The sequence below is a fragment of the Sphingomonas sp. H160509 genome (genome assembly GCF_024124765.2).
Classification (GTDB): Bacteria; Pseudomonadota; Alphaproteobacteria; order Sphingomonadales; family Sphingomonadaceae; genus Sphingomonas.
Map to the genome: position 1 here is coordinate 800,481 of NZ_JAMXSR020000002.1, position 15,814 is coordinate 816,294.

Consider the following 15,814-nt stretch of genomic DNA (forward strand, 5'->3'; position numbering starts at 1 on the left):
GGCACGAACGTGCTGCGCGCCACTCTCATCGGCATCTCCGCGCTGGCGATCGTCGGGCCTGCGTTGGTCGTCGCCAACCCGCCCACGATCGTCCACGCCTCGAAGCGGGTGAAGCTGCCCGCGGGCCGGGTCGTGCCGCAAGCCGAAGTGCCCGAGGTCGAGCCGGTCAAGTTCGTCGATCTCAGCCCTGAAGATGCGCGTGCGTTCAATGCGACCGTGCCGTTCTCGACCGATCCGAATCCGGCAGCGCGGCCGTTCCGCTTCGCCGGCGGTCCGGAGGATCTGGCGCGCGCAACGGACTGCATGGCGGCGGGTATCCTATACGAGGCTGGCGACGACACGCTTGGCGAACGCGCGGTGGCGCAGGTCGTGCTCAACCGCCTGCGCCACCCGGCCTTTCCGAAGACCGTGTGTGGCGTGGTGTTCGAGGGGGCAGGACCGTTCGACCGGCTGCCAGTTTAGCTTCAGCTGCGACGGCGCGCTAACTCGCTGGCATCCGACCGACGACGCTTGGCGCCGCGCACGCGAAGTCGCGGCCGCTTCGTTGTCCGGCGCGGTGTTCAAGCAGGTCGGCTATGCCACGCATTACCATACCGACTGGGTCGTGCCGTACTGGCAGTCGAGCCTGGACAAGATCACCGCGGTGAACACACATTTGTTCTTCCGCTGGTCGGGCTGGTGGGGCACCCCGCCTGCGTTCGGTCGTCGCCCGGAGACCGTCGAGCCGGTCATCGCGCAGCTCGCCGAGTTGTCGGATGCGCACAAAACCGGCGCTGCGTTGGCTGAGGCGGATGCCGCGCTTGCGGAGGCGTCGATCGCGATGGGGTTCGGACCCGTTGCGGAAACGACACCTGCTCCCGCGGTGCCCGTCGATGCCGATACGATCCTCGTGGCCCTGCCCCGTGGTCAGACCGCCGACGGACTCACTACGCTTGCGGCTCAAGCGTGTGGAGACAAGCAGTTCTGCCGGTACATGGCGTGGACCGACGGCAGCAAGGCGGCGACATCGCTCCCGCTGGCACCCGCCCAGACCGCCGCGCTCAGTTTCAGTTATCTGCGGGATCGAGCCAGCGGCTACGAGAAGTCGCTCTGGAACTGCCGCCAGTTCAAGCGCGCCGACCCCGCTCAGTGCGTGAAGGTCCAGGCGACGTTGACTGCGGTGCCAGTACCGGTTGTTGCCCCGCCGGGCTCGGTTCCCGCGACGGTCGAACTGAACGGCGTACGGCGCAAGCCCACCGCAACCACTTCGCCTCCTACGACTACGGTTGCGCAGACACCAGTCGCCGCTGGGCCCAAATAGCCGCCAAACCCCGTTCGTGCCGAGTAGAGACCGAGTAGCCCGCAGGGCGTATCGAGGGCTCGTATCGAGGTACAATCACCGCACGGTCAAGTCCTTCAATACGCGCTCTCGACAAGCTCGATCGCTACTCGGGACGAACGGGTGAGTTTGGTATCACTTATTCAGGACAGGCGGCGGACCGCTCCGACAAGCCGCCCCACCCGCAATTAAGCCGCCATGAACATCTCGGGCGGCAGTGCCATCAGCGACTCCGCGCCACCCTCGATCTTCCGACGCAGCGCACCCGCATCCGGCAGGATCCGCTCGGCATAGAACCGCGCCGTCACCAGCTTGGCGTCGAGGAACGCAGTCTCACCCTCGCCCGCCGCCTTCAGCTTGGTCGCAGCGACCGCCATCCGCAGCCACATCGTGCCGACCGCGACGATCCCCATCAGATGCATGTAGCTGACCGCACCCGCGCCGACGTTCTCCGGGTTCTTCATGCCGTTCGCCATGAACCACATCGTCGCCGCCTGAAGCTGGCCGTTCGCCTTCTCGAGCGCCTCGGCGAACGCTGCGGTCGCCGGATCGGCCTTCGCCGCGGCGACGTCGTCCGCCACCAGCTTGAAGAACGCCTGGATCCCGCGCCCGCCATTCTGTGCGAGCTTGCGGCCGACCAGGTCCATCGCCTGTACGCCGTTGGTGCCTTCATAGATCATCGCGATCCGGGCATCGCGGACATATTGTTCCATGCCCCACTCAGCGATGTAGCCGTGGCCGCCGTACACCTGCTGCGCGTTGGTCGAGATCGCATAGCCCATGTCCGTGCCGTAGCCCTTGATGACCGGGGTCAGCAGGCTGATGATGTCGCCAGCGACCTGGCGCTCTTCCTCGGTCTCGGCATGATGCTCGAGATCGGCCTGGAGCGCGGTCCACAGGATCAGCGCGCGCAGGCCCTCGGTCAGCGACTTGCCCTCCATCAGCATGCGGCGGATGTCGGGATGGACGAACAGCGTGTCCGCCTTCTCCTGCGGCTCCTTCGGCCCGGTCAGCGCGCGACCCTGGCGACGGTCGTGCGCGTACTGGACGGCGTTCTGATACGCGACTTCGGCCACGCCGAGCCCCTGGAGGCCGACGCCGAGACGCGCCGCGTTCATCATGATGAACATCGCGGCGAGGCCCTTCATCTCCTCGCCGACCAGCCAGCCGGTCGCCGAATCATAGTTCATCACGCAGGTCGAGTTCGCGTGGATGCCCATCTTGTGCTCGATCGAGCCGCAGGTGACGCCATTGCGCGCGCCGAGCGAACCGTCTTCCTCGACGAGGAACTTCGGCACGACGAACAGCGAGATGCCCTTCGAGCTGTCCGGCGCGCCCGGCGTCTTCGCCAGAACGAGGTGGATGATGTTCTCGGTCAGGTCATGCTCGCCAGACGAGATAAAGATCTTCGTGCCGGTGATCGCGTACGAGCCATCCGCCTGCGGCTCGGCCTTGGTACGGATCAGGCCGAGATCGGTGCCGCACTGCGGCTCGGTCAGGTTCATCGTCCCGCCCCATTCGCCCGACACCATCTTCGGCACGTACATCGCCTTCTGCGCGTCCGAACCCTTGGCGATCAGCGCGGCGATCGCGCCGTGCGTGAGCCCCGGATACATCGCGAACGCCATGTTCGACGAGATCATGTATTCCTGGAACGCGGTCGACACGACGTGCGGAGCTGCCCTGCCCGCCATATTCGGGCTGGTTGCCGAGCGTCGCCCAGCCGCTCTCGACATACTGCTTGTACGCTTCCTTGAAGCCGTCCGGCGTCGTCACCGAGCCGTCCTCGTGGCGTGTGCAGCCCTGCTGGTCGCCCGACAGGTTGAGCGGGAACAGCACTTCGGCGACGAACTTGCCGCCCTCTTCGAGCACCGCATCGACGACGTCGGGCGAGGCCGCATCGAAGCCGGGGAGGTTATTATAGCGATCGAGACCGACGACATGCTCGAGGACGAAACGCGTGTCGCGGACGGGGGGCGTATACTGGGGCATGGTTTATCCTTGGTTGTCTTGGGCGCGGCTCACTTCGAGGAGGGCCACGAAACTGGTAAGTTCGTCGATCGCGAGATCGATGTCGCGCTTCTGCGCGGTGAGCAGCGCGATCCGCGCCTGGCTGCGCTCGATCACGACCTGGCGCTGCGCACGGCGACCATCGCCGAGATCGTAGAGGTCGATCATCTCGCGGATTTCGCCAAGGCTGAACCCGACGCGCTTGCCGCGCAGGATCCAGGCGAGACGCGCGCGATCACGGTGCGAGTAGATGCGTTGCGTGCCACGACGCTCGGGCGCGATCAGGCCCTCGTCCTCGTAGAACCGCAGCGCTCGCGCGGTGACGTCGAACTCTGCGGAGAGATCGGAGATCGTGAAACTTTCGCGATCATGCCGCGGCTCGATCACCGCGTAGGACTGCGGGGTCGCCTGCACTCGAGGGGATGCTTGTGTCGCCATCCCCGGAGAAATAACTCTCGTTTACGTCAACGTCAATTGCCGCAAAGCAACTTTCCCTTAGTCGACCGTAGCGTCGCGGCCTCCGATCGCGATTCGCTGAGCCGGTCGACGGTCAGTGCCGCTAGCGAGGCGCGGCCGGTGCAGAGGGACTCGCAGGCTTCGGGGACTTCGGCGGGAAACACGATCCGATCGCCGTCGAAGCGCGCGTCGAACTTGCAGGCGCCGAACGCGAGTTTCAGCGCATCGCCCGAGCGCTCGACGGTTCCCGATCCGGCGCATGACTGGTCCTCGCCATAGTCGACGCTGACGCCGATCCGGGCAGTCTTTTCCGTACCAACCACGCAGACCCGGTCAGTATCACGCGCCCAAGATCCTTGCAGCGGCGCGTTCGGGTCGGGCACGATCCCCGCCGTCTCGGCCGCAGCTTCGAGCCGAGCCCCCGCGCTGTCCGCCACAGCAGTCGCCGGCTCCCGCCCGCACCCGCTGAGCATCAGCGCGAGCAGCAGAACCCGCTTCATTCGGCCGGCACCAGCTTGCCCCCCCTCGATCCGCCGGAAGAAGCAGGTGCGCTCGCCGGTATGGCACGCCGGCCCCGCGGCATCGACGATCACCCATACCGCATCCTGATCGCAGTCGATCCGCAACTCGGCGACGCGCAGCACGTTCCCCGACGTCTCGCCCTTCTTCCAGAGCTTCTCCCGGCTCCGCGACCAGAAATGCGCCTCGCCGGTCGCCTGCGTTTCCGCCAGCGCCTCCGCATTCATATGCGCGACCATCAGCACGTCGCCCGATACGCGATCGGTGACGACCGCAGTTAGGAGCCCGGCGGAATCGAATTTCGGATCGAGCGTCAGGCCCGTGTCGCGGCTGTTTGTCATGGCCTAGATATACCCGAAACCCGCCGCGATGCGACCAGCGACGCGCAATGTTATTACAAACAGGCGACAAGCCGGCGATCCGCTCGTATAGGGCAGCTTCCGCACGACGTGAGAACCGGCATGCTGACGACAAACCCTTATGATGACGACAAACTCCGCGAAGAATGCGGGGTGTTTGGCGTTTCGGCCACCGATGGCGCAGCCGCGCTCGTAGCCTTGGGGCTGCACGCGTTGCAGCACCGCGGGCAGGAAGCTGCCGGCATTACGACCTTCGACGGTGCGCATTTCCACACGCACCGCGCGATGGGACACGTCGCCGGGAACTTCGACCGCGACGACGTTATCCGGTCGCTGCCGGGCACCGTTGCCTGCGGCCATGTCCGCTATTCGACGACCGGCGAGACGGCGCTGCGCAACGTCCAGCCGCTCTATGCCGAGTTGTCGACCGGCGGCTTCGCGATCGCGCATAACGGCAACATCTCGAATGCGATGCGTCTGCGACGCGAGCTCGTCCGCCGCGGGTCGATCTTCCAGTCGACCAGCGATACCGAGACGATCATTCACCTCGTCGCGACCTCGAACTACCGCACGCTGCTCGACCGCTTCATCGATGCGCTGAAGCAAATCGAAGGCGCGTATTCGCTGATCGTGATGACGCCCGAGGGCATGATCGCCTGCCGCGATCCGCTCGGCATACGCCCCCCTCGTCATGGGCAAGCTCGGCGACGCGGTGATCTTCGCGTCGGAGACGGTCGCGCTCGACGTCGTCGGTGCCACTTTTGTCCGCGCGATCGAGCCCGGCGAACTGGTCATCGTCCAGGGTTCGGAGATTCGCTCGATCCGCCCATTCGCGCCGATGGCGGCGCGGCCGTGCATCTTCGAATGGGTGTATTTCTCGCGCCCCGATTCGATCGTCGACGATCACTCAATCTATTCCGTCCGCAAAGCGATCGGCGCGCAGCTCGCGATCGGATCGCCGGTCGATGCCGATCTCGTCATCCCGGTCCCCGATTCGGGCACGCCGGCCGCGATCGGCTATGCCCAGCAATCGGGCATCCCGTTCGAGCTCGGCATCATCCGCTCGCATTATGTCGGCCGCACGTTCATCTCGCCCGGCGACAAGGTCCGCCACCTCGGCGTGAAGCTGAAGCACAACGCCAACCGCGCGCTGATCAAGGGCAAGCGCGTCATCCTCGTCGACGACTCGATCGTCCGCGGCACGACCTCGCTCAAGATCGTGGAGATGATGCGCGAGGCAGGTGCCGCCGAAGTCCACATGAGGATCGCCAGCCCGCCGACGCGGCATTCATGCTTCTACGGCGTCGATACGCCAGAGCGCGAGAAGCTGCTTGCGGCCAAGCTCGATCTCGGCGGCATGACCGGCTTCATCCATGCCGACAGCCTCAACTTCATCTCGATCGACGGGCTCTACAAAGCGCTCGGCGAGGCGAAGCGCGCGGATGTCCGCCCGAAATATTGCGATGCGTGCTTCACCGGCGACTATCCGACCACGCTGACCGACCATGACGAAGGCTCGGAAGTCGACCAGTTCGCGATGCTCGCCGAACGCGTCATCTGATCATCCCGGAGCTGATATGACGGACAAGCCTCTCGAAGGCCGGCTGGCCCTAGTCACCGGTGCCAGCCGCGGCATCGGTGCCGCGACCGCGATTGCGCTGGCGGCGAAGGGCGCGCACGTCGTCCTGACGGCGCGCACGCCTGGTGGCCTCGAAGAGGTCGAGGCGACGATCCACGCGGCGGGCGGCTCCGCGACGATCGCCCCGCTGGATCTTGCCGAGAGCGAAGCCATCGCCCGGCTGGCGACGGCGATCGGCGATCGCTGGGATGCGCTCGACATCCTCGTCCTCAACGCGGGCATGCTCGGTTCGCTGTCGTCGGTCCCGGCGATCGACCCGAAGGAAATGGCGCAAGTCCTGACGCTCAACGTCAGCGCGCAGGCCGCCATAATCGCTGCGTTCGACACGATGCTGAAGAAGGCCATATCGGCCAGAGTGATCGGCGTGACCTCCAGCGTTGGCCGCAAGCCTCGCGCGTATTGGGGCCTTTACGGCGCATCGAAAGCCGCGTTCGAGACGCTGCTCGGCGCGTACGGCGACGAGATGGCCGAGATCAGCGCAATCCGCACCGCGATCGTCGATCCCGGCGCGACGCGGACCAAGATGCGGGCGCGGGCGTATCCGGGCGAGGACCCGAACTCGGTCAAGGAGCCGACAGTCGTGGCCGACCGCATCGTCGCGCTGGCGATCGAAGGCTTCGAAGCTGGTCACTTCGAGCGGGTCGGCTAACCGTTCTCCTGCGAACGCAGGAGCCCAGGGTCACAATCGCCACGGCCCGTTACCCTGGATTCCTGCGTTCGCAGGAAAACACTACCGCTTCACTAGCGTAACCTGCGCGACATCGATCCCACCGCCGAGGAACCCGCCCTCGCAATACATCAGATAGTAGCGCCACAACGCCACGAACCGCGCATCGAACCGCGCCGGCAACCGCCCTTCCGCAACCGCGGCATCGAACGCGCCCCGCCATCGCCGCAACGTCTCGGCATAATGCAGCCCGAACCCGCGCCGGTCTTCACACGCCAGCCCGCGCGCCTCTGCCAGCGCCCGAAACCGCGGCTCCGACAACAGCATCCCGCCCGGAAACACGTAGCGCTGGATGAAGTCGACACTCCGCGAATAGGAATCGAAGATCGCATCGTCGATCGAGATATACTGCAACGCCGCGCGGCCACCGGGCTTCAACGCCCGCGCGATGACGTCGAGATACACCGGCCAATATTCCTCGCCGACCGCCTCGACCATCTCGATGCTCGCGACCGCGTCATAGGTGCCGGTGACGTCGCGGTAATCGGTCAGCGCCACCTGCACCCCGTCGAGCCCCGCCGCCGCGATCCGCTCGTCGACCTGCCGCTTCTGCTCGGTCGACAGCGTCAGCGCGTGCACGCCGACCCCCGCGCGCGCAGCCATCTCGGCGAACGATCCCCAGCCACAGCCGATCTCTGGGATCGTATCACCAGCCCGCGCCCCGGTCCGGTCGAGGATCGCACGCAGCTTGGTCCCCTGCGCCGCCTCATGCGGTTCGGCATCGTTGAACGGCTCGGCGAATATGGCGCTCGAATAGGTCAGGCTCTGGTCGAGCCACGTCTCGTAGAAGTCGTTCCCAAGGTCGTAATGCGCGGCAATGTTCTTGCGCGATCCGGTGAGGTCGTTCCGCCGCATCCGGTGCCACGCGCGTGCTGCCAGCCGCACCACGCCACCCGACCGCGCCGAACTCCCGAGCGAGCGCCGGTTGCGCATGAACAGGTCGAACAGCGGTACCGGGTCCGGGCTCGACCAGTCGCCTGCCGCCCAGCCCTCGTACCAGCCGACCGATCCCGCGGTCGCCAGACGGACCAGCGCGCGCCAGCGGTGCAAAGTCACGACGGGCAAAGGCCCCGGAGCCCGTCCGCCGATCAGCCGTCGCGTGCCGTCGGGCAGGTGCGCGTCTATGCCGCCTGTCTCCAGCCCCGCGTCGATCCGGTCGAGCAGACGGTGAAACACCGGCGCGACGATGCGCGCAACCGGGGAAACCTGCGCGGCGGGCACATCATCGAAAGCGGGAACGGCGGTCATCGCGGCGCTCCATGCAACACGGGCGGCGGCTAGGAAAGAGTTGTCCGCGCGGAAACGGCTGGAACGTAATTCAAGGCCACAACGCACTCCCCTCCCTGGAAGGGAGGGGCCGGGGTGGTTTGGCGGGTTCGAGCCACTGACGGTCGACCGAGCGGAACCCGACCCACCCCCAACCCCCTCCCCTTCCAGGGAGGGGGAGCAGATGCGACCCTAGCGTGCGTGTCGCCCAGCCTCGAGCGCTCGCTCACGGCCTTCGCGATGTCCGACGACCTTCGCCGGGTACGCCTTAGGGCGGCAGCCGGACTCCTCCGGATCATGGATCGCGTCGCCGGTCACCTTCGCTAGTTCCGGCACCCACTCGCGGATATAGTCCCCCCGCATCGAACTTCTCCGACTGCGTCAGCGGCGCCATGATCCGCCCGAACATGTTCAGAATCCACCCCGGTCCCCGAGACCCATTGCCAGTTCACCGAATTATTCCCGTAATCCGCATCGACCAGGCAGTCCCAGAACCAGCGCTCGCCCTCGCGCCAGTCGATCAGCAGATGCTTCACCAGGAAACTCGCCGTGATCATCCGCACGCGGTTGTGCATCCACCCGGTCGCCCAGAGCTGACGCATCCCCGCATCGACGATCGGATAGCCGGTCTTGCCCTCCTGCCACGCCTTCAGGTCCGCCTCGGCGTCCTTGCCCGACCGCCACGGCAGCTTGTCGAACTTGGGCCGGCCGTTCGTATCGCCGTAGTCCGGCATCGTCAGCACGACGCCATCGGTGAAATCGCGCCACGCCAGTTCCTTGCGGAACGTCGTCGCGTCGCCGTGACCATCGACCGCATGCCACACCGTACGCGGCGAGATCTCGCCGAAATGCAGGTGCGGCGACAGGCGCGAAGTGCCCTCGATCGACGGCATGTTGCGATCGACGTCATACGCCTCGACGATCGGCGCCATCGCTTTCGCGTTCTCCAACGCCTGCGCCTCGCCCGGCGTCCAGTCGCCGAACCCCGCCGACCAGTCCGGCTTGGTCGGCAGCAGATCCCAGTCCGCCAGCGTATCGCTCTTCGGCCATTTCGACGGCGCGGGGATCGTCCGCGGCGCAGGCTCGGGGTCGCCCGGCGGCATCATCTGGTTCAGCGCCTTCCAGAACGACGAATACACCTTGAACTGCCCGCCCGATCCCGTCCTCACGTCCTCGACGCGAGCGAGGTGGTTGCCGTCATGCAGGCACAGTCTATCGCCAAGCGCCGCCTCGGCCTTGCGCCACCACGGCTCGTAATGCCGAATCGCATAGACTTGCTCGGCACCGGTCTCCTCCATCAGCGCCTTCAGCACCTCGACCACATCCCCGCGTCGCAGGATCAGCTTCGACCCCTTGTCCGCCAAGGACTTGTCGAACGAATCTAGCGTGTGGTGCAGCCACCAGCGCTGGGCGCCGCCCATTGTCCATTTCCCCGGCGCGTCGTCGTCGAGCACATAGACCGGGATCACCGGCCCGGCATGCGCGGCGGCAATCAGCGCGGGGTGATCGTGAAGGCGGAGGTCCTGGCGGAGCCAGAGAAGCACAGGTGTCGTCATCGCTTGCCCAACGCAGCAACCCGCGATCCAGCATCACGCCGCTGCGAAAGTTTCCCCCAGCGTCAAGATTGCCGCCACGTGCCGCTCCGCGATCGCGAGCGCATCGTCGCCGTAGCCCCCCGCCGACCGTACTCGCGAGCGGAAGACCTCGCCTGATCGCGAGGCTAGCGACGAGCCGTTCCCGCCGCGCTAGACCGTCCAGTGTCAGCGCCAACCGCCCAAGCCGATCGCCCTCGAACGGGTCAACCCCCCGCCTGGTACAGGATCAACTCGGGCCGGAACTCGTCGAGCAAAGGCACCAGGGTCGCCTCCAGCATCTCCAGATACGCCTCGTCGCCCACCTTGTCCGGCAACGGCACGTCGACCGTCGAACGCGCCTTCCGCACCGGAAAGTTCTTCTCCGCATGGATCGAATAGGTCGCGATCTCCGGCCGCCCCGCAAGTAGCGCTGCGGTCCCGTCGCCCTGATGCACGTCGCAATCGACGACGAGCACGCGCGCCACCCGCCCCTCGTCGATCAGCCGTGCCGCCGCTACCGCCAAGTCGTTGAACACGCAGAACCCCGCACCTGTATTAGCCAGCGCATGATGGCTCCCACCCGCGGTGTTCGCCGCGAACCCGTGCTCCAGCGCGAGGCACGCCGCGAGCCAAGTCCCGTGCGGTACGATCGCCGCGCGCGACGCCACCGCTGCGGTCACCGGAAAACCGATCCGTCGCTCCTTCTCCTTCGGCACGTCCGCACGGAGAACTTCGGCAACATAATCCTCGTCATGCACCGCCTCCAACCACGCGGTCGGCGTCGTCTCGGCCCGGTGCCACGCGACCGCATCGCCCTTTTCGAGCAGCAGGTCGCGGATTAGCCCATTCTTATTCCAGCGATAGGTCGACCGCGCCGGCGCTGGAGTGACATAGTCGGGATGGTGGACGACATGGATCATGCTCCGTAGGTAGGAGCGCGCCTGCCGACCCCCAAGTTGCCCGAGCCCCAAGCACCTGCGTTGCGGAGATTATTTTGACCGACGTTTCGACCCTGCCCTACCGCCCCCTGCGCCGGCATCATTCTCATGAACGCGGACGGCAAGATCTTCGTCGGCCAGCGCAACGATTCGCCGCTGGAGGCATGGCAGATGCCGCAGGGTGGGATCGACCCTGGCGAGGACGCCGAAGCCGCCGCACTGCGCGAGCTTGGCGAGGAAACCGGAGTCATGCCCGAGCACGTCGAACTCATCGCGGAAGCACCCGGCGAGTTCGTCTACGACCTCCCCCCGAGCTGCTCGGCAAAGTGTGGAAGGGCAAATGGCGCGGCCAGACGCAGCGCTGGTTCCTGTACCGCTTCCTCGGCACCGATGCGGACGTGAACATCGCCACCGACCACGAGGAGTTCCGTGCATGGCGCTGGAGCGATCCCGCCGACCTGCCGCGGCTGATCGTCCCGTTCAAGAAGGCGCTTTACGAACAGGTACTCGCCGCCTTCGCGCCACATCTCGGCGCAACCTCGACACGCTGAGCAGTTCCCATTCCGTCACGCTGCCGTTACGGAACGGCTGTGCGCCGCTTAGCCCCTCTTCTGCTCGCCCCGCTGCTGCTGGCGAACGCGCCCGATCCGCAATCGGTGATGATCCCCGAGACGATCCGCGCGATGCTCGACGCGGCGCTGGAGGCAGGGAACGAAGCGGACGTCAACACGATCGCCAAATACGCACGCGCCGCCGATCCCCTCAGCGGCGACGCGGTGCTGGCGATCGCCGAAAAGTGGAAAGCCGACCGCGCGGCACAACGTACGCAGGTGATCCGCCAGGCCAGCTTCCTCGATCTGTGGAGCGGCAAGGCGGAAGTCGGCGGCTATCTAACCACCGGCAATTCCGACACGGCCGGCGGCACCGCGGTGCTAGACCTCAACCGCGAAGGCCTTCGCTGGCGCCAGAAATTCCACGCTCAGGCGGACTATCAGTCGAACCAGAACATCACGACGCGCGAGCATTATCTCGCCTCGTACGAACCCAACTACAAGATCGACGACCGCGCCTATATCTACGGCGTCGCGCAATATGAAGGCGATCGGTTCCTCGGCTATTTCAACCGCTACTCGACGTCGGTCGGTGCAGGCTACAGCGTCATCAAGACCGCGGGGACCAAGCTCGATCTCGAACTCGGGCCAGCGTATCGCTACACCGAATTTACTGACGATACCGAGCAGAGCAGCATCGCCGCGCGTGGCACGGCGAATTTCAGCGTGCGAATTCTGAGCGGCCTGTCGATCAGCCAGGTCGCCTCCGCCTATGTCCAGCGCTACAATAGCACGCTCAGCGGCACGACGTCGCTCAACGCTAAGCTGATCGGGCCGCTGTCCGCAGCTTTGTCGTACAGCGTCCAGTATGAAAGCGAACCGCCGGTCGGCTCGGTCTCGACCGACACCACCAGCCGCGCGTCGCTGGTCTACAGCTTCTGACGCTGTTCCCACGTGCGCCCGGCTTCGCTAGGGGTCGCGTGATGAGGGGACTTACACCGATAGAGCGCGATGCCGTCGATACGGCGGGCGCTACACCGATGCTGGCGCAGGTCGAGGCATGGGCGGCCGTCAACAGCGGCACGCGCAACCTTGCCGGGCTGGCGACGATGGCCGGATTGCTCGGCGACGCGTTCGCGAGCCTGCCGGGCGAGATCACGCTTGTCGAGCCGACGCCCGTCGACAATGTCGGCGCGGACGGCGTGGTCTCTGCTATCGAGCACGGCAAGCACCTGCACCTCGTCGTGCGGCCCGCCGCGCCCGTCCGCATGCTGTTCACGGGCCATATGGACACGGTCTACCCGGTCGATCACGCGTTCCAATCGCTGCAATGGCTCGATGACGGCCGGCTGAACGGCCCCGGCGTCGCGGACATGAAAGGCGGGCTGGCGGTGATGCTTGCCGCGCTTCGGGCGGTCGACGCCAGCCCCCTCGCCGCGCGGATCGGCTATGACGTCGTCATCAATTCGGACGAGGAAACCGGCTCCTTCTCCTCCGCCGCGCTGCTCGCTCGCGCCGCGCACGGAAAGGTCGCCGCGCTGACCTACGAACCCGCGCTCGCCGACGGCACGCTCGCCGGCGCACGCGGCGGCACGGGCAACTTCTCGATCATCGTCCACGGTCGCAGCGCGCACGCCGGTCGCAACCCCGAGGACGGCCGCAACGCGCTCGTCGCAGCCGCCGACATCGCGGTGCGCTTGTCGAAAGTCCGCGGCCCCCGTCTCGCGGTGAACCCGGCGCGGATCGAGGGCGGTGGCCCGAACAACGTCGTCCCCGAACTCGCCATCCTCCGCATCAACTTCCGCCCCGCCACGCTCGACGACATCGCGCGGGCGCAATCTCATATCGACTCCGCGGTCGCGATGGTCGCTGCCGAGCACGACGTCCGAATCGAGGTCCATGGCAGCTTCAACCGCCCGCCGAAGCCGATCGACGACGGCGCTGCGCGGCTGTTCGATCTGGTCAAGGCATCCGGCGCGGACCTCGGTCTCGACATCGCCTGGAAAGCCACCGGCGGCGTCTGCGACGGCAACAACATCGCCGCCGCCGGCGTGCCGGTCGTCGACACGATGGGCGTTCGCGGCGGCGCGATCCATTCGACCGACGAATTCATGATCCCCGACAGTCTCGCCGAACGTGCGGCGCTGTCGGCGGTCACCATATTGCGTATCGCGGAGGGCCGCTTGTGAGCTTCAGGATCCGGGCCGCGGTCGACGACGACCTCCAGCACCTTTACGAGATGGCCAAGCTGACCGGCGGCGGCTTCACCAATTTGCCGCCCGATCGTCGCGCGCTCACCGCCAAGCTCGAACGCAGCCACGCGGCCTTCGCGCGCACCGACGGCCCGGTCCAGGACGAGCTGTTCGTACTCATCCTCGAGAACATCGAGACGAAGGAAGTCCGCGGCACCTGCCAGATCTTCACGCAGGTCGGCCAGAGCTACCCGTTCTACAGCTACCGGATCGGCCAGCTCACGCAGCACAGCCGTGAGCTGAACCGCACCTTCCGCGCCGACATGCTGACGCTCGCGACCGATCTCGAAGGCGCGAGCGAAGTCGGCGGGCTGTTCCTTCATCCCGGCGAACGCGCCGGCGGCCTCGGCCTGTTGCTCGCGCGCAGCCGCTACCTCTTCATCAAGATGCACCGCGCGCGTTTTGCCGACCGGATCCTCGCCGAACTGCGCGGCGTCATCGACGAAGCGGGCGGCTCGCCGTTCTGGGACGGCCTCGCAGGCCGCTTCTTCGGAATGAATTTCCAGGACGCTGACCAGTTTAATGCCATCAACGGGCACCAGTTCATTGCTGATTTGATGCCTAAGCACCCGATCTACACCGCGATGCTGACCGAAACCGCGCGCGCCGCGATCGGCCTGCCGCATCCCTCGGGCCGCGCTGCGATGCGGATGCTCGAGAACGAGGGGTTCGCGTTCGAGAACTATGTCGACATCTTCGACGGCGGCCCGACGATGACCGCCCGCACCGATCAGGTCCGCTCGATCGCCGACGCGCGCGAGAGCAGCGTGGTCGGGATCGGTGGCGACGACGGCAAAGACGCCCTGGTCGCGACGGGCAACCTCGCCGACTTCCGCGCGGCGTTCGGCAAGGTCCGCGAGACTGAGGACGGCGTTATGCTGGCCGAGGATTGCGCGCGGTCGTTGGGCGTCGGCGAAGCCGACCGGGTCACGCACGTCGCTCGCATCTGACCGCCGCAATCCAACGTAAAACGTCGAGTTAATTTACAGGTAACCATATTTTCTAGCGTCAGAATCGCGCATATCAGCCACTGGTACGCATCTTGCTCAGACGTCCACCATGTGGACCCGGTTTGCTCGCCTCTTCATCATCAAGACCAAGTTCGAGGCCTTCCTCGTCATCTACGGCCTAGGCGTTGGCGCGGTCGAACGCGGGATGCATTATCTCCAGCAATATCCCGGATATGGCGGCTGGCTGTTGTTCGCCGCCTGCCCGATCGCCGTCTTCATGGCTGGGGGGCGGATCATCGATTCGGTCGATCACGCGCATCAACGATAGAAGCGACTAGCTGGTCTGTTGCGCGAGGTGGAGGTAGCGGCTCGAAAAGTCTGCGAGTTCACGCAGTGCATCCCATTGCGGAAAGCTGATCCGGCGACGATTGCGACCGATCAGACCGTCCGCCTCGAGCGACTTTATCGTGCGGTTCACATGCACCGCCGTCAATCCGAGTGCGTCGCCGAGCTGCTCCTGGCTCATCGGCAATTCATAGCCATCGGCGCCAGTCAGCCCCTGCATGTCGAGACGGATCGCGAATTCGCACAGGAAATGCGCCAGCCGCGACCGCGCATCACGGCGACCGATATTGAGTATCCATTCGCGAAATATCGATCCCTCGACCAGCGTATTGACGAAGATCGCGTTGCTGATGGCCGCACGGTTCCGCGCCAGTTCGCGCAGCGCCGACCGCGGGATCGTCGCAACCTCGGCGCGGGTCAGCGTCTGAACGTTGTGGTCCGCAACGTCGAGGAACAGATGCTGGAAGTCGAGCGGCTCACCGGGAATGTGCAGCGACACGATCTGCCGCATGCCCGCGCCGGTCAGCTTCTGGCGATACGCGAACCCCGACAACAGTACCGCGCATTGATCCGGCGCATCGCCTTCGCGCACGAGGTAGGAGGACGGCTCGAACGTGCGAAGGGTATATGGCAGCGCGAGCAGCGCCTTGCGGTCGCCGTCGTCCAGCACAGCGTGCGTTTCCAACTTCCGAACCATCAGCGCCAAGGGGCTGAGCGTCGTAGCCATGAGAGTAATCCCGCAAAATTCGGGGCGGGAGCACATGCATCTCTCGGTCGTCAGGGCCCAAAAATCGGCTGGCGATAAGCTCTTTTAACATAGCTCGAACGGAAATGTTTTAATTAATGTTTGAGTGGACCGATCTGCTCCAATTAATTTTGGAGTCGCGCAAATAAAATTAAAAATATCGGT

At 65.6% G+C, this 15,814-nt stretch carries 10 protein-coding genes and 6 pseudogenes; 9 read left to right on the plus strand and 7 right to left on the minus strand.

All coding sequences use genetic code 11. The features are described from left to right. Nucleotides 1–9: 9 nt before the first annotated feature. Nucleotides 10–462, plus strand: coding sequence for a cell wall hydrolase (locus NHF48_RS05495; protein WP_253070517.1), 453 nt, complete (start codon nucleotides 10–12; stop codon nucleotides 460–462). After that, complete coding sequence (locus tag NHF48_RS05500) at nucleotides 413–1,300, plus strand: cell wall hydrolase (RefSeq protein ID WP_253070518.1); 888 nt, start codon at nucleotides 413–415, stop codon at nucleotides 1,298–1,300. The genes NHF48_RS05495 and NHF48_RS05500 overlap by 50 nt, the downstream gene beginning before the upstream one ends. A gap of 206 nt (nucleotides 1,301–1,506) precedes the next feature. Here the strand turns inward: NHF48_RS05500 and NHF48_RS05505 are convergent. From NHF48_RS05505 to hisI, 3 genes and pseudogenes are all read right to left on the minus strand, one after another. Next, nucleotides 1,507–3,310 (minus strand): annotated as a pseudogene (locus NHF48_RS05505) (acyl-CoA dehydrogenase C-terminal domain-containing protein). 3 nt (nucleotides 3,311–3,313) lie between these two features. Beyond that, nucleotides 3,314–3,766: a MerR family transcriptional regulator gene (locus NHF48_RS05510; RefSeq protein ID WP_446741109.1), complete on the minus strand. Its 453-nt coding sequence runs from the start codon at nucleotides 3,764–3,766 to the stop codon at nucleotides 3,314–3,316. Between the two features lie 539 nt (nucleotides 3,767–4,305). Next, a pseudogene (hisI, locus tag NHF48_RS05515) lies at nucleotides 4,306–4,644 on the minus strand (phosphoribosyl-AMP cyclohydrolase); the annotation flags it as partial. A 120-nt stretch (nucleotides 4,645–4,764) separates the two neighbouring features. Between hisI and purF the strand changes: the two are divergent. Then, a pseudogene (purF, locus tag NHF48_RS05520) lies at nucleotides 4,765–6,223 on the plus strand (amidophosphoribosyltransferase). A 16-nt stretch (nucleotides 6,224–6,239) separates the two neighbouring features. Then, nucleotides 6,240–6,950, plus strand: coding sequence for an SDR family NAD(P)-dependent oxidoreductase (locus NHF48_RS05525; RefSeq protein ID WP_253070519.1), 711 nt, complete (start codon nucleotides 6,240–6,242; stop codon nucleotides 6,948–6,950). Between the two features lie 81 nt (nucleotides 6,951–7,031). Here the strand turns inward: NHF48_RS05525 and NHF48_RS05530 are convergent, their stop codons facing one another. The 3 genes and pseudogenes from NHF48_RS05530 to NHF48_RS05540 all read right to left on the minus strand — a co-directional run bounded on the left by NHF48_RS05530 (nucleotide 7,032) and on the right by NHF48_RS05540 (nucleotide 10,788). Beyond that, nucleotides 7,032–8,276, minus strand: a complete 1,245-nt coding sequence (locus tag NHF48_RS05530; protein WP_253070520.1) for an SAM-dependent methyltransferase — start codon at nucleotides 8,274–8,276, stop codon at nucleotides 7,032–7,034. Nucleotides 8,277–8,486: 210 nt separating this feature from the next. Further along, nucleotides 8,487–9,850: pseudogene (locus NHF48_RS05535) on the minus strand (cryptochrome/photolyase family protein). A gap of 33 nt (nucleotides 9,851–9,883) precedes the next feature. Beyond that, nucleotides 9,884–10,788 (minus strand): annotated as a pseudogene (locus NHF48_RS05540) (histone deacetylase family protein). A 74-nt stretch (nucleotides 10,789–10,862) separates the two neighbouring features. Between NHF48_RS05540 and NHF48_RS05545 the strand changes: the two are divergent. The 5 genes and pseudogenes from NHF48_RS05545 (at nucleotide 10,863) to NHF48_RS05565 (ending at nucleotide 14,887) form a co-directional block, all read left to right on the plus strand. Then, nucleotides 10,863–11,357: pseudogene (locus NHF48_RS05545) on the plus strand (RNA pyrophosphohydrolase). 39 nt (nucleotides 11,358–11,396) lie between these two features. Continuing rightward, a complete protein-coding gene (locus NHF48_RS05550) occupies nucleotides 11,397–12,299 on the plus strand; it encodes a DUF481 domain-containing protein (protein WP_253070521.1) in 903 nt (300 codons plus the stop codon). Nucleotides 12,300–12,340: 41 nt separating this feature from the next. Beyond that, nucleotides 12,341–13,546, plus strand: a complete 1,206-nt coding sequence (locus NHF48_RS05555; protein ID WP_253070522.1) for a hydrolase — start codon at nucleotides 12,341–12,343, stop codon at nucleotides 13,544–13,546. Beyond that, a complete protein-coding gene (locus tag NHF48_RS05560; protein WP_253070523.1) occupies nucleotides 13,543–14,559 on the plus strand; it encodes an arginine N-succinyltransferase in 1,017 nt (338 codons plus the stop codon). Before NHF48_RS05555 ends, NHF48_RS05560 begins: the two co-directional genes overlap by 4 nt. 109 nt (nucleotides 14,560–14,668) lie before the next feature. Further along, nucleotides 14,669–14,887, plus strand: coding sequence for a hypothetical protein (locus NHF48_RS05565; protein WP_056058579.1), 219 nt, complete (start codon nucleotides 14,669–14,671; stop codon nucleotides 14,885–14,887). Nucleotides 14,888–14,893: 6 nt separating this feature from the next. Here NHF48_RS05565 and NHF48_RS05570 read toward each other — a convergent pair whose 3' ends face one another. After that, entirely contained in the window at nucleotides 14,894–15,631 is a 738-nt protein-coding gene (locus tag NHF48_RS05570; RefSeq protein ID WP_056058576.1) for a Crp/Fnr family transcriptional regulator, read from the minus strand. Between the last annotated feature and the right edge of the window lie 183 nt (nucleotides 15,632–15,814).

Coding starts and splice junctions, on each gene's coding strand:
- NHF48_RS05510 (WP_446741109.1), bottom strand. CDS start 3,766: ATGGCGACACAAGCATCCCCTCGAGTGCAGGCGACCCCGCAGTCCTAC.
- NHF48_RS05525 (WP_253070519.1), top strand. CDS start 6,240: ATGACGGACAAGCCTCTCGAAGGCCGGCTGGCCCTAGTCACCGGTGCC.
- NHF48_RS05530 (WP_253070520.1), bottom strand. CDS start 8,276: ATGACCGCCGTTCCCGCTTTCGATGATGTGCCCGCCGCGCAGGTTTCC.
- NHF48_RS05555 (WP_253070522.1), top strand. CDS start 12,341: ATGAGGGGACTTACACCGATAGAGCGCGATGCCGTCGATACGGCGGGC.
- NHF48_RS05565 (WP_056058579.1), top strand. CDS start 14,669: ATGTGGACCCGGTTTGCTCGCCTCTTCATCATCAAGACCAAGTTCGAG.
- NHF48_RS05570 (WP_056058576.1), bottom strand. CDS start 15,631: ATGGCTACGACGCTCAGCCCCTTGGCGCTGATGGTTCGGAAGTTGGAA.